Annotated in this window: 12 protein-coding genes; 5 read left to right on the top strand and 7 right to left on the bottom strand. The window is 61.8% G+C overall.

The window, feature by feature from the left end:
- Positions 1 to 78 precede the first annotated feature (78 nt).
- The 6 genes from glyS to def form a co-directional block, all read right to left on the bottom strand.
- Positions 79 to 2,160 carry a glycine--tRNA ligase subunit beta gene (glyS, locus tag LWH94_RS09060; RefSeq protein ID WP_232901968.1) on the bottom strand — a complete coding sequence of 694 codons (2,082 nt, stop codon included), beginning with the start codon at positions 2,158 to 2,160 and terminating at the stop codon, positions 79 to 81.
- 2 nt (positions 2,161 to 2,162) lie between these two features.
- Positions 2,163 to 3,185 (bottom strand): glycine--tRNA ligase subunit alpha, encoded by a 1,023-nt coding sequence (gene glyQ, locus LWH94_RS09055; protein WP_022990430.1) that lies wholly within the window; start codon positions 3,183 to 3,185, stop codon positions 2,163 to 2,165.
- Positions 3,186 to 3,320: 135 nt separating this feature from the next.
- On the bottom strand, positions 3,321 to 4,724 hold the full coding sequence (gene trkA, locus LWH94_RS09050) for a Trk system potassium transporter TrkA (RefSeq protein WP_232901967.1): 1,404 nt from the start codon (positions 4,722 to 4,724) through the stop codon (positions 3,321 to 3,323).
- A complete protein-coding gene (gene rsmB / locus LWH94_RS09045; protein WP_232901966.1) occupies positions 4,721 to 6,022 on the bottom strand; it encodes a 16S rRNA (cytosine(967)-C(5))-methyltransferase RsmB in 1,302 nt (433 codons plus the stop codon). Before rsmB ends, trkA begins: the two co-directional genes overlap by 4 nt.
- Positions 6,023 to 6,024: 2 nt before the next feature.
- The gene (gene fmt / locus LWH94_RS09040; protein ID WP_232901965.1) at positions 6,025 to 6,960 is read right to left on the bottom strand and encodes a methionyl-tRNA formyltransferase; all 936 of its coding nucleotides are present in this window, start codon (positions 6,958 to 6,960) and stop codon (positions 6,025 to 6,027) included.
- Positions 6,961 to 7,052: 92 nt separating this feature from the next.
- Positions 7,053 to 7,556 carry a peptide deformylase gene (gene def / locus LWH94_RS09035; RefSeq protein WP_058342206.1) on the bottom strand — a complete coding sequence of 168 codons (504 nt, stop codon included), beginning with the start codon at positions 7,554 to 7,556 and terminating at the stop codon, positions 7,053 to 7,055.
- Between the two features lie 299 nt (positions 7,557 to 7,855).
- On the opposite strand from def, the gene LWH94_RS09030 reads away from it, so the two are divergent.
- The 5 genes from LWH94_RS09030 (at position 7,856) to aroE (ending at position 12,475) form a co-directional block, all read left to right on the top strand.
- Entirely contained in the window at positions 7,856 to 8,872 is a 1,017-nt protein-coding gene (locus tag LWH94_RS09030) for a LysM peptidoglycan-binding domain-containing protein (protein ID WP_232901964.1), read from the top strand.
- 83 nt (positions 8,873 to 8,955) lie between these two features.
- Positions 8,956 to 10,101 carry a DNA-processing protein DprA gene (gene dprA / locus LWH94_RS09025; protein WP_232901963.1) on the top strand — a complete coding sequence of 382 codons (1,146 nt, stop codon included), beginning with the start codon at positions 8,956 to 8,958 and terminating at the stop codon, positions 10,099 to 10,101.
- A gap of 46 nt (positions 10,102 to 10,147) precedes the next feature.
- Positions 10,148 to 10,720 (top strand): L-threonylcarbamoyladenylate synthase, encoded by a 573-nt coding sequence (locus LWH94_RS09020; RefSeq protein WP_094624336.1) that lies wholly within the window; start codon positions 10,148 to 10,150, stop codon positions 10,718 to 10,720.
- Between the two features lie 8 nt (positions 10,721 to 10,728).
- Positions 10,729 to 11,658 (top strand): oxygen-dependent coproporphyrinogen oxidase, encoded by a 930-nt coding sequence (hemF, locus tag LWH94_RS09015; protein WP_232901962.1) that lies wholly within the window; start codon positions 10,729 to 10,731, stop codon positions 11,656 to 11,658.
- Positions 11,648 to 12,475, top strand: coding sequence for a shikimate dehydrogenase (gene aroE, locus LWH94_RS09010; protein ID WP_232901961.1), 828 nt, complete (start codon positions 11,648 to 11,650; stop codon positions 12,473 to 12,475). The genes hemF and aroE overlap by 11 nt, the downstream gene beginning before the upstream one ends.
- A 9-nt stretch (positions 12,476 to 12,484) precedes the next feature.
- Here the strand turns inward: aroE and LWH94_RS09005 are convergent, their stop codons facing one another.
- A complete protein-coding gene (locus tag LWH94_RS09005) occupies positions 12,485 to 12,940 on the bottom strand; it encodes an Hsp20/alpha crystallin family protein (protein ID WP_232901960.1) in 456 nt (151 codons plus the stop codon).
- Positions 12,941 to 13,041 lie beyond the last annotated feature (101 nt).

Below are 13,041 nucleotides of genomic sequence, written 5' to 3'. Positions count from 1 at the left end.
CGGTATTATACGGATTGCCGGCCGTTTTACTACCCCCATCCGTGGGGAAATTTATCCGTATAACTGCGGAGCCGCCCTTCAGCCTGCGGTTGGCAGCAGGGAGATGTCGGCTACCCGCAGGAACAGGTTGCGCAGGCGGTTGAGCAGGGCCAGGCGGTTATTACGCACGGCCTCGTCGTCTGCCATCACCATGACTTCGTCAAAGAAGGTGTCTACCGGCTCGCGCAGGCTGGCCAGGGAGGTCAGCGCGCTGGCGTAGTCACCCTGTTCGAACAGCGGCAGCACTTTCTGCGCCTGCTCTTCTACCCTGGCGGCCAGGTTCTTTTCGGCGGCATCTTGCAGCAGTGAGTTATCCACAGCCTCGCCGATGCTGTCGCCACCCTGCTTGGTGAGGATGTTGGACACCCGCTTATTGGCGCCGGCCAGGGCCTGGGCTTCCGGCAGCTGGCGGAAGGCTTCCACCGCTTTTACCCGGCGGTCGAAGTCCAGCGGGCGGGTCGGGCGGCGGGCATGTACGGCCAGGTACACTTCAGCGCCAATGCCTTGCTCGTCGTAATGGGCGCGGAAGCGGTCAAGCATGTAGTCCACTACGGTGCTGGCGGTGTTGTTCTCGGTCAGCACGGTGAAGTTCTGCTCGGCCCATTCGCACACGGTCTGCAGGTCCAGCGGCAGCTGACGCTCGATGATGATGCGCAGCACACCCAGGGAAGCCCGGCGCAGGGCGAACGGGTCACGGGTGCCGGACGGCGGCTGGTTGATGCCGAACAGGCCTACCAGCGAGTCGATACGGTCAGCGATGGCCACCGCACAACCGGTCAGGGTAGTGGGCAGGTCGTCGCCGGCAAAGCGCGGCATGTACTGCTCGTTCAGGGCCTTGGCGACGTCTTCGTGCTCACCATCGTTGGCAGCGTAGTACTGGCCCATGATGCCCTGAAGGTCGGTGAACTCCAGCACCATTTCGGTCACCAGGTCGGTCTTGGCCAGCATGGCGGCACGTTCGGCCAGGGCCGGGTCGCTGTTGATGGCCTCGGCGATCTTCTTCGCCAGGGCTGCTACCCGCACCGATTTGTCGTAAATGCTGCCGAGCTTGTCCTGGAACACGATGGGCTTGAGGGCCTCGATGCGGTCTTCCAGCCTGGTCTTGCGGTCGGTCTCGTAGAAGAAGGCGGCATCCGACAGGCGCGGGCGGATCACTTTCTCGTTACCGGAGATCACCTGTGAAGGATCTTTACTTTCCAGGTTGGCCACGGTGATGAACAGCGGCAGCATGTTGTCGCTGGCATCCACCACGTGGAAGTACTTCTGGTGCTCCTTCATGGAAGAGATCAGCGCTTCGGCCGGCACTTCCAGGAAGCGGTCTTCGAAGCGGCCCATCAGCGGTACCGGCCACTCGTTCAGCGCGGTGACTTCGTCCAGCAGGTCTTCGTCGATCACGGCCTTGCCGTTAGCTTCTTTCTCGGCCAGGGCGTTGACACCGGCACGGATCTGCTCGCGGCGCTCGGCGAAGTCCGCCAGTACGTAGCCTTCCTGCTTCAGCACCACTTCGTAGTCGGCTGGGGTCGGCACAATCAGCTCTTTCGGGCAGTGGAACCGGTGGCCGCGGGTTTTGTTGCCGGGCTTCAGGTTCATCACCGGGGTTTCAATCACGGTGTTGCCGTAAAGCTGCACCAGCCAGTGCACCGGGCGTACGAATTCGGTTTTGCCGGCGCCCCAGCGCATGCGCTTGGGAATGGGCAGTGCGGCCAGGGATTTCTCCACCAGCTCGGGCATCAGTTCGACGGTGGGCTTGCCCTTTTCGACGGTGCGATACACCAGCCAGGCGCCCTTGTCGGTTTCCAGGGTGTCGAGCTGGTCCGGGGTAATGCCCAGGGAGGTGGCAAAGCCAGTCAGCGCCCGGGTGGGGTTGCCGGAGTCGTCGAAGGCGGCTTTCACGGCCGGGCCGCGCTTTTCGACCGCCTTGTCAGGCTGGGCATCGGCCAGGTTACGGATGCGCACGGCCAGGCGGCGGGGGGCCGCGAAGCTTTCCACGGCACCGAATTCTACGCCGGCTTCTTCCAGGCCTTTGACAATGCCCTGGGTGAAGGCGTCAGACAGTGGCTTGAGGGCTTTCGGAGGCAGTTCCTCGGTACCCAGTTCGACCAGAAAATCCTGTGTTGCCATGATTATGCGTTCCCCTGTTCCTGCGGTGCCTTGTTGGCTTTCTTGCCCTTCTTGCTTGCCTTGGCGTCGGCGGCTTCAGCGGCGGCCAGTACTTCCTTGCGGAGATGCTCCGGAGCCAGCGGGAAGCCCAGCTTGCGGCGGCTTTCGAAGTAGGCCTGGGCGACTGAACGTGCCAGGGTGCGTACGCGCAGGATGAAACGCTGGCGCTCGGTCACGGAAATGGCGTGGCGGGCGTCCAGCAGGTTGAAAGTGTGGGAGGCCTTGAGTACCTGCTCGTAGGCGGGCAGCGGCAGGCCGGCTTCGATCAGGCGGGCGCTTTCCCGCTCGTACACATCGAAGCTGTGGAACAGGAACTCGGTGTCGGCGTGTTCGAAGTTGTAGGTGGACATCTCCACCTCTTGCTGGTGGAACACGTCGCCGTAGGTGACCACGCCATCCGGGCCGTTGGTCCAGACCAGGTCGTACACGCTGTCCACGCCCTGGATGTACATGGCAATGCGCTCAAGGCCGTAGGTCAGCTCGCCGGTGACCGGATAGCATTCCAGTCCGCCCACTTGCTGGAAGTAGGTGAACTGGGTGACTTCCATGCCGTTCAGCCAGATTTCCCAGCCCAGGCCCCAGGCGCCCAGTGTCGGGGATTCCCAGTTGTCTTCCACAAAGCGGATGTCGTGCACCAGCGGGTCCAGGCCCAGGGCACGCAGGGAGTCCAGGTACAGCTCCTGGATGTTGTCCGGTGACGGTTTAAGCACTACCTGGAACTGGTAGTAATGCTGCAGGCGGTTCGGGTTTTCGCCGTAGCGGCCGTCGGTCGGGCGGCGGCTGGGCTGAACGTAGGCGGAGTTCCAGGTTTCCGGGCCGATGGATCGCAGGAAAGTGGCCGGGTGGAAAGTACCGGCGCCCACTTCCATGTCGAGGGGCTGGAGAACCACGCAGCCGTGCTGCGCCCAGAAATTCTGCAATGCCAGGATCAGACCCTGGAAGGTCTTGATATCCGGCGCGGAGTTGTTGGTTGCCTTGTCTGTCACGACGTTTGCCTGCTGGTCAGTCTGTGTGTGGCGCCCCGCGTTACGGAGCACTCCGAATTTTGAAAACGCGCATTATACGCTGGCTGGCGCTGCATTTCTAAGTGCCAGCCAGGGTGTTGTTTTGTCTGGGGTCAATCAGAAGAAGGTGAGGCCCACCTGGAACAGTTTTTCGACATCCCGGATGCGGGATTTGTCCACCAGGAACAGGATTACGTGGTCGTCCGGCTGCACCCGCAGGTGGTCGTGGGCGATCAGCACTTCGTTATGGCGCACGATGGCGCCGATGGTGGTGCCCGGCGGCAGGTGGATTTCATCCAGCCGCTTGCCCACCACCTTGGAGGACCGGTGATCGCCATGGGCAATCGCTTCGATGGCCTCGGCCGCGCCCCGGCGCAGTGAGTGAACATTTACTACGTCGCCACGGCGCACGTGGGTGAGCAGGCTGCCGATGGTGGTCTGCTGGGGAGAAATCGCCACGTCGATGTCGCCGCCCTGGATCAGGTCTACGTAGTCCGGGTTGTTGATCAGGGTCAGTACCTTGCGGGCACCCAGGCGCTTGGCCAGCAACGACGCCATGATGTTGGCTTCGTCGTCGTTGGTGACGGCACAGAATACATCGGTGCTTTCGATGTTTTCTTCCAGCAGGATGTCCTTGTTGGCGGCATTGCCTTCCAGCACCACGGTTTTCTGCAGGCGCTCGGACAGCATCACACAGCGCTCGTGGTCCCGCTCCAGGATCTTGACCTGGTAGCGGCTTTCCAGGGTGTTGGCCAGGCGGTAGCCGATGTTGCCGCCACCACAGATAAAGATGCGCTTGTAGGGTTTGGACAGCGGCTGCAGTTCGCTCATCACCGAGCGGATGTGGTCGGCGGCGGCAATGAAGAACACCTCGTCGCCGTCTTCGATCACCGTGTCGCCCTGGGGCATGATGGCGCGGTCTTTGCGGAAGATGGCCGCTACCCGGGTGTCGATCTTGGGCATGTGGGTGCGCAGGTAAGACAGCTCCCGCCCGACCAGCGGGCCACCCTGGGTCGCCCGAATGGCTACCAGCCTTGCCAGGCCCTTTGAGAATTCCAGTACCTGCAGGGTGCCGGGATATTCGATCAGCCGGGTAATGTGCTGGGTCACCAGGTGTTCCGGGCTGATCAGTACATCAATCGGGAAGCCCCGCAAACGGTCCAGCTCTTTCTCCGTGTCCTTGTTATAGAACAGTTCCTGCTTGCCCAGATACGCCCCGGCGCGCACGCGGCAGATGGTGGTGGGGGTTTTGTACAGCAGCTTGGTGACCTGGCAGGCCACCATGTTGGTTTCATCGCTGTTGGTCACCGCAATCACCATGTCGGCGTCTTCGGCGCCGGCATCTTTCAGGATGGTGGGGTACGAGGCCCGGCCGTGCATGGTGCGGATATCCAGCCGGTCCTGCAGTTCCCGCAGGCGCACGCTGTCGTTGTCCACCACGGTGATGTCGTTGGCTTCGTTGGCCAGGTTTTCAGCGAGGGTGCCGCCCACCTGGCCGGCGCCGAGAATCAGGATTTTCATGCGTCAGGTTTCTCCAGCACGGCATAGAAAAAGCCGTCGTGGCTGTCCGGGTCTGGTAGCAGCTGGCGCCCGGTGTCCATGTCGCGGCCCCAGTCGGCATTGATCTGAACCAGCGTTGCCTGTTCCTGCTGCTTGAGGAATCGCTGGATTATACGGTGGTTCTCCTGGGGAAACACCGAACAGGTGGCATACACCAGCCGACCACCCGGTTTCAGGATAGACCACATGGCGTCGAGCAGGCCAAGCTGGATGCTGGCCAGGGGCACAATGTCGGACTCCCGGCGCAGCAGTTTGATGTCCGGGTGCCGGCGGATCACGCCGGTGGCGCTGCAGGGTACGTCCAGCAGGATGCGGTCGAACGGGGTGCCGTCCCACCAGCTGTCGATATCGGCGGCATCGGCCTGGGTCAGGGTAGCGTGCAGGTCGAGCCGGTCGAGGTTTTCCTGGACCCGGGGCAGGCGCTCGGCTGATTCGTCGATGGCGACCACTTCATCCAGTTCGCCACAGGCTTCCAGGATGGCGCAGGTCTTGCCGCCGGGCGCGGCGCAGGCATCCAGTACCCGCTGGCCGGGTTGCAGGTCCAGCAGGGTGGTACACAGCTGGGCGGCTTCGTCCTGGACGCTGGCACCGCCGTCTTCGAACCAGGGCAGGCGCTCGACCGGTACCGGGCGTTCCAGCTGAATGCCTTGGGGGGCAAAACGGGTTGGCCTGGCTTCGATACCGGCCTCGGCCAGCAAATCCAGGTATTCGTCACGGCGGAAACGCAGGGCGTTTACCCGCAGGGTCATGGGGGCCTGGGTGTTGTTGGCGTCCAGAATGGCCTGCCAGTCTTCCGGCCAGTTGTGACGCAGCTTTTCCACCATCCACACCGGGTGGCTGTAGCGGCTGCTGTCGTCGTTCGGCTCCGGCGCCCCTTCCCTTTCCGCCGCCCGCAATACGCCGTTGACCAGCCCGGTCAGGTGCGGCTTGTCCAGCGCCCGGCAGGCTTCTACGGTTTCGTTCAACACCGCGTAGGTGGCTTGTTCGCTGAATCTCAGCTGGAACAGGGCCACCAGCATCAGGTGGTGAATCACCCGGTCCGGTTTGCGCAGGGGCTTTTTCAGGCGCTGGTTCAGCTCGCCGTCAAGCCGGTGAAACCAGCGGCAGGTGCCATAGCAGATGGCTTGCAGCTGGGGCCGTTGCTCCGGCGGTAACTGGTTCAGGGCCGGCGGCAGGCATTGGGTTAATGACTGGCCGTTTTCTACCGCCAGCAACACGTTGGCGGCGACGGCACGAAACGGCAGGGGCTGGTAGGCCATGGTCAGTTCAGCTCCTGGCCGGGCAACAGTACTTGCTTGCCGCCGTTGATCAGGTCGTTGATGCTCTGGGCCTTGCTGCCCGGCAACTGGACCGAGGTGATTTTCAGGCTGCCGGTGCCGCAGGCCACCTCAACGCTATCCCGCTCCCGGCTCAGTACCGTGCCGGGGGCTTTGCCGCTGCCCTGCTCCAGCGCAGATGCCCGGTGAATGCGGATGCGTTGTTCGCCCAGGTCGGTAAAGGTGCCGGGCCAGGGGTTGAAGGCGCGGATCAGTCGTTCGATGTCGGTGGCGCTGCGGCTCCAGTCGATGTGGCCTTCTTCCTTGGACAGCTTATGGGCGTAGTTGGCGTCGGCATCGTCCTGGGGCTCTCCGGTCAGCTCCCCTTGCGCCAGCCGGGTCAGTGCGTCCACGATGGCTTCGCCGCCCATGTCGGCAAGTCGGTCGTGCAGGCTGCCGCCGGTGTCGTCGGCGTTTATCGGAGTGCTCACTTTCAGCAGCATGGCACCGGTGTCCAGGCCTTCATCCATCTGCATGATGGTAATACCGGTTTCGGCATCGCCGGCGGCAATGGCCCGCTGGATCGGAGCGGCACCGCGCCAGCGCGGCAACAGGGAGGCGTGGATATTCAGGCAACCGTGGGTCGGGATCTCCAGCACGGCTTTGGGCAGGATCAAACCGTACGCGGCGACGATCATTACATCCGGTTGCAGTGCCGCCAGCTCCTGCTGGGCCTCTTCGGGCTTCAGGCTGACCGGCTGGAACACGGGAATGGCGGCATCCAGTGCCACCTGTTTGACCGGGCTGGGCATGAGTTTGCGGCCACGGCCAGCAGGGCGGTCGGGCTGGCTGTATACGCCCACCACATTATGGCCGGCTTCCAGCAGGGCCTTCAGGGCAATGGCGGCAAAATCCGGTGTTCCGGCAAAAACAATGCGCACGGTGGTTGCTTCTCTGTGTCGTTGATACGAAAAAACCGGGTCGTAACCCGGTCTGAATTCAGTTCTGCGCTGGCGATGCTTCAGCCATTGTCTCAGGCGCTCTGCTTGTGCAGCTTTTCCAGCTTCTTGCGAATGCGGTTGCGCTTGAGCGAGCTGAGGTAATCCACAAACAGCTTGCCGTTCAGGTGATCCATTTCATGCTGGATACACACGGCCAGCAGGCCTTCGGCTTCAAGGACGAACTCTTCGCCGTTACGGTCTTTGGCGGTAATCCGGCAGTGTTCGATACGCTTCACGTCTTCGTAGAAGCCTGGTACCGACAGGCAGCCTTCCTGCATGGCTTCCAGGTCTCCGTCCAGCACTTCCACCTTCGGGTTGATGAATACCCGGGGCTCGCTCTTGTCTTCGGACAGGTCCATCACGATGATCTGCTTGTGTACGTCTACCTGGGTAGCCGCCAGGCCGATGCCGCGGGCATCGTACATGGTCTCGAACATATCGTCGATCAGGGTGCGGATTTCGTCGGTCACCTCATTCACCGGCTTGGCGATGGTGCGAAGACGGGGATCCGGATACTCAAGAATTTCTAGAATCATAGTGCCTTGGCTTCTCTGAAATGCGACAGCGGTCTGCGCAAAATTTCTTCATGAACCTATCATGAAGTAACGTCTTGGCCTGTATTATCCGATAAATTACCGATTGAGTACAAACTGATCAGTCGATAGCTAAAATCTTTCAGGGAAACCAAAGAATTCACTGGAAGAACAAAAGATAACATCACAAATCGCCAGACTTCTTCTATAGTAACGGGAATAACAACGTAATAAGCTGCCGTCATACCGCAGCGGCATTACCTAACGCATAGATTCTAGGCACGCGATCAAGGATACAGACAATGAGGAAACTGTTGTACGCTCTGGCAGCCACGGCGCTGCTGTTTACCTCCTGGGCCCATGCAGAACCCGAGTTCAGGGCTGATCATCCTGAGCGTTACACTGTCGTGAAAGGGGATACCCTTTGGGACATTTCAGGGCGATTTCTGAATAACCCCTGGTACTGGCCGGAAATCTGGCACGTGAACCCGCAGGTTGCCAACCCTCATCTGATCTACCCGGGCGATCGCCTGGCACTGGTGTATATCGACGGCAAGCCACGCATCACCAAGGTGGCCACCAGCGATGTGGTGAAGCTGTCGCCGCAGGTTCGCTCTGAAGCCATCGACACGCCAATTCCTGCCATCCCGCTGGACGCCATTGCCAGCTTCCTGACCGATACCCGCATTGTGTCGCCGGAAGAACTGAGCGGCGCGCCCTACGTGCTGGAAGGTGAAGACAGCCGCATCATTACTGGTGCCGGCGACAAGATCTACGCCCGTGGCGAGAAGCCCGCCGACCGCGTGGGTGTGTTCCGCCGCAGCAAGGAATTCCGTGATCCGGAAACCGGCGAATTCCTGGGCCTGGAAGCCCGCAGCATTGCCCGCGGTACCGTTGCGGCTGAGGACGGCGACGTCCTGACCGTTAACCTGAACAAGTCCAGCGAGGAAGTGCGCATTGGCGATCGCCTGCTGGTGAACGAAGACCGTCGCCTGACCACCAACTTTGTGCCCAGTTCTCCGGATCAGGACATCGAAGGCGTGATGATCTCGGTAGACGGTGGTGTAAACCAGATTGGCCAGTACAACGTGGTGGCGATCAACCGTGGCGAGCGTGAAGGCCTGAAGCCTGGCAACGTGATGGCCATTCTCAAGAGTGGCAACCTGGTGCGTGACCCGGTTACTAATGAAACCATCGAGCTGCCGTCCGAGCGTGCCGGCCTGCTGATGGTGTTCCAGACCTACGAGAAGATGAGCTACGGCCTGATTCTCAAGGCGACCCGCCCGCTGGCGGTGGGCGACAAGGTAGTTAACCCCTGAGCCCGGGCCTGATCAGGCCTGTGTGCTGAGGTAAAATGGCCGGACCGGAGTGTCCGGCCATTGTTGTTTTCAAGGATGAAAAAATGTCTGTATCGAGTCTTGACCGGTCGCTGGACAACCAGTGGCTGCTGCTTTCCCTGTTACCCCGCTTTGCCACCCGTGCCCGCGAGCGGGTGCTGGCCAATGCCGACTGCCTGACTGACGTCCTGTCGATGAACCCGGCCACCCTGAAAGCGCTGGGGCTGTCGGCTGAAACCATGTCGGCGATCCATGGCTGGCAAGCCGAAGACCTGTCCCACCCGGTGCTGGCGGAACTGATGAAAATCCGGTCGCAATGCCGGCAGCACGGTATCCGGCTGATCGGCCAGCACCATGACCACTTCCCGGAAGCCCTGCGCCAGATACACGATGCGCCCATGCTGCTATACGCACTGGGCGATACCGGCTTGTTGCTGCAGGACCAGATCGGCGTGGTGGGCAGTCGCAACGCCACCCGTACGGGCCTGGACCATGCCCGGAAATTCGCTGCCGAGCTGGGCCGGCGGGGTTTGCTGGTGACCAGCGGCCTGGCTTTGGGGATTGATGGTGCCGCCCATGCAGGTGCCCTGGATGCCGGCCACCCGACCGTGGCCGTGGTGGGTTGCGGGCTCGACCGGTTGTATCCCGCCCAGCACCGGCAGCTGGCACACCGGATTATCGAAAACGGCCTGATTGTCTCGGAATACCCGCCCGGCACCCAGGCCCGGGCCGCTTACTTCCCCCAGCGTAACCGGATTATCAGTGGCCTTAGCCGGGGTGTGCTGGTGGTGGAGGCCAGCCTGAAGAGCGGTTCGCTGATTACGGCCCGTACCGCGCTGGAACAGGGCCGGGAAGTGTTCGCCATTCCCGGTTCGGTGCACAGCCCGGTAGCCCGGGGCTGCCACCAGTTGATCAAACAGGGGGCCCGGCTGGTGGAAACCGCTGATGACATCCTGGAAGAACTGGGCACCTGGTGGTCAATGCAGGCGCAGCCGGAGGCCGGGGAGGCTGTGGATAACGGGCCGGCGCTGGCCGGTTTGGATAGCCGGGAAATCGCGGTATTCGAGGCTTTGGGGTATGATCCGCAATCTACCGATGCACTGAGCCAGCTCACCGGCCTGCCAGCGGACCAGCTGATGCAGTCCCTGTTGTTACTGGAACTGGAAGGGCTGGCCCATTCGGCTCCGGGAGGTTACCTGAGAGCCGGCTGACCGGTGCATCATCACCCATAATCTGTGTGGATTGACCGGTTTCACTATGGCGGCGAAGTCTTCCCTGAATCCCTGGCAATTACACTGTGCCCGGCGCACCGTGCTGGCCGGCGGCGTGATTGCCTACCCTACCGAAGCAGTCTGGGGCCTGGGCTGCGATCCCTGGAACCAGGACGCGGTTGAGCGGATCCTGGAGCTCAAGCAGCGGCCCATGGAAAAGGGCATGATCCTGGTGGCCGCCTCGGTGGAGCAGGTACGCTTCCTGCTGGATCCCCTGCCCCGGGTGTTGCAATGGGAAGCCGAGCAACACTGGCCCGGGCCGATCACCTGCCTGGTGCCGGATGTGCTGGTACAGATCCCGGACTGGGTTCGCGGCCGGCACAGCACCATTGCCGTGCGCGTGAGTGACCACCCGGTGGTTCGGGACCTGTGCGAGGCCACCGGCATGCCGCTGGTGTCGACTTCCTGCAACCCGGCTGGCCGCCAGCCGGCCCGCAACATCTGGCAGGTGCGCCGCTATTTCGGCAACCAGCTCGACCGCATCGTGCCCGGCGCCCTGGGCGGCAACCGCAAACCCAGCCGGATTATTGATATCGTTACCGGAAAACAGTTTCGTTAGGAGCAAGCATGTCACAGCAGCCGGATACCCGGGCCGTAAAAGAATACCTTCTGGGCCTCCAGGAACGCATTTGCCAGCGGCTGGAAGCCGTGGATGGCCGTGCGTCCTTCATTCGTGACAGCTGGGACCGGCCGGAGGGTGGCGGTGGTATCAGCCGGGTGATGGCCGATGGCGGTGTGATCGAAAAAGGCGGGGTGAACTTTTCCCATGTGATGGGCGATACCATGCCGGCTTCTGCCACGGCGCATCGCCCGCACCTGGCCGGTGCTCCCTGGCAGGCCATGGGTGTATCACTGGTGATACACCCGGAGAACCCCTATGTGCCGACCTCCCACGCTAACGTGCGCTTTTTCATTGCCACCCCGAAAGACGGCGAGCCGGTGTACTGGTTTGGCGGCGGCTACGATCTGACTCCCTACTACGGTTTTGATGACGATTGCGTGCACTGGCACCAGACGGCCCGTAACGCCTGCCAGCCGTTCGGCGACGAGGTGTACCCGAAGTTCAGGCAGTGGTGCGACGACTATTTCTACCTGAAGCACCGCCAGGAGCCCCGGGGCGTGGGCGGCCTGTTCTTCGATGATTACAACACCGGAAATTTCGAGCAGGACTTTGCCTTTATGCAGGCGGTGGGCGACAGTTATATTGAAGCCTATGAGCCGATTGTCCGGCGCCGGATGGACACCCCCTGGGGCGAACGGGAGCGGGAATTCCAGCTTTACCGCCGTGGTCGCTATGTGGAGTTCAACCTGGTGTACGACCGGGGCACCCTGTTCGGGTTGCAGTCTGGCGGGCGCACCGAGTCGATCCTGATGTCACTGCCGCCGCTGGTGCGCTGGGACTACGACCGGAAGCCGGAGCCGGGCAGCGAAGAGGCGCGTTTGACGGATTATTTCCTGACCGGACGGAACTGGCTGGAGCAAAGCGATGACAAATGAACTCTATGCGGTGGTGGGTAACCCCATCAGCCACAGCAAATCCCCCCGTATTCACAGCCTGTTTGCCAGCCAGACCGGCGAGCCGGTGGAGTACACCGCCATCCAGGCGCCCATGGACGATTTTACCGGCACCATCAGGCACTTTTTCGAGCGTGGCGGCAAAGGCCTGAACGTAACCGTACCGTTCAAGGAGCAAGCCTGGACCCTGGCTGACCATCGCACTCCGCGGGCCGAAAAGGCCGGTGCCGCCAACACCCTGTACCTGGATGCCGACGATGCCCTGGTGGCTGACAACACCGACGGTGTTGGCCTGGTGCGGGACCTCACCCGCAACCACGGCGTGGCCCTCAAAGGCCTGCGTATCCTGGTATTGGGTGCCGGCGGTGCGGTGCGGGGTGTGCTGGGGCCGATCCTGGCAGAAGCACCCGCCAGCCTGACCATCGCCAACCGCACCGTGGCCAAGGCCGAGGCGCTGGTGCGCCTGTTTGCCGGTGAGGCCGGTGATACCGCACTCTCTGCCTGCGGTTTCGAACAGGCAGCCGGAGCGTTTGACCTGGTGATCAACGGCACCAGCGCCAGCCTTCAGGGTGACCTGCCGCCGGTGCCGGCGTCGATTCTGGCGGGCAATACGGTGGTGTACGACATGATGTATTCCCTGCAGACCACCACCTTCAACCAATGGGCGCAGGACAACGGCGCTACCCGAGTGTTTGACGGGCTGGGTATGCTGGTGGAGCAGGCAGTAGAATCGTTTTATGTATGGCGTGGGGTGCGGCCTGAGACCGCACCCGTGATCGACGAGCTGCGTAACGACTGAACCGGGCGGTTACTGCACTTCCACTTCGATGGCCTTGGGTTCTTTCGGCTCGGCCTTCTGCAGGGTCAGCGTCAGCATGCCATCCTTGAAGTTAGCCTTCACACTGTTCTCGTCCACGTTGTCGGGCAGTGTGAACCGGCGCATGAAGCTGCCGTAGAAACGCTCGATGCGGTGCAGCTTCTTGTCCTTGGTTTCTTCCTCGCTCTTGCGTTCACCCTGAATGGTGAGCACGCCGTCGTGCACGGTGACCTTCACATCATCCTTGTTCATGCCCGGCAGTTCGGCTTCTACCGTGAAGGCATCGGCGGTTTCCTTGATATCCACTGCCGGTGCCCAGTCACTGCGGCTGAACAGGTCCTTGCCTTCACGTTCACCATTGGCGCGGGCCAGGCCAAACATCCGGTTGTAGCGGTTCATCATGTCTTCGAACTCACTGATCGGATTCCAGCGTGTAATGTTGCTCATGGGAACTCCTCCTTTAACGATGTCGAATCTGAGATGGTCATCAGCTTCGCTCGCGGAACAGCTCCAACCCGGTGGCGCCCCCGGATGGACTCCGTGAACTT

The sequence above is a fragment of the Marinobacter sp. G11 genome, assembly GCF_021282325.1.
In the GTDB taxonomy this organism is placed as follows: domain Bacteria; phylum Pseudomonadota; class Gammaproteobacteria; order Pseudomonadales; family Oleiphilaceae; genus Marinobacter; species Marinobacter vinifirmus.
This window is presented reverse-complemented; position numbering and strand designations above follow the sequence as displayed.

What these genes read in the sequence shown, in the direction of transcription:
- aroE (WP_232901961.1), top strand. Translation starts at nt 11,648, where the DNA reads ATGACAAATGAACTCTATGCGGTGGTGGGTAACCCCATCAGCCACAGC.
- LWH94_RS09020 (WP_094624336.1), top strand. Translation starts at nt 10,148, where the DNA reads ATGGCGGCGAAGTCTTCCCTGAATCCCTGGCAATTACACTGTGCCCGG.
- def (WP_058342206.1), bottom strand. Translation starts at nt 7,556, where the DNA reads ATGATTCTAGAAATTCTTGAGTATCCGGATCCCCGTCTTCGCACCATC.
- trkA (WP_232901967.1), bottom strand. Translation starts at nt 4,724, where the DNA reads ATGAAAATCCTGATTCTCGGCGCCGGCCAGGTGGGCGGCACCCTCGCT.
- glyS (WP_232901968.1), bottom strand. Translation starts at nt 2,160, where the DNA reads ATGGCAACACAGGATTTTCTGGTCGAACTGGGTACCGAGGAACTGCCT.
- hemF (WP_232901962.1), top strand. Translation starts at nt 10,729, where the DNA reads ATGTCACAGCAGCCGGATACCCGGGCCGTAAAAGAATACCTTCTGGGC.
- LWH94_RS09005 (WP_232901960.1), bottom strand. Translation starts at nt 12,940, where the DNA reads ATGAGCAACATTACACGCTGGAATCCGATCAGTGAGTTCGAAGACATG.
- LWH94_RS09030 (WP_232901964.1), top strand. Translation starts at nt 7,856, where the DNA reads ATGAGGAAACTGTTGTACGCTCTGGCAGCCACGGCGCTGCTGTTTACC.
- dprA (WP_232901963.1), top strand. Translation starts at nt 8,956, where the DNA reads ATGTCTGTATCGAGTCTTGACCGGTCGCTGGACAACCAGTGGCTGCTG.
- rsmB (WP_232901966.1), bottom strand. Translation starts at nt 6,022, where the DNA reads ATGGCCTACCAGCCCCTGCCGTTTCGTGCCGTCGCCGCCAACGTGTTG.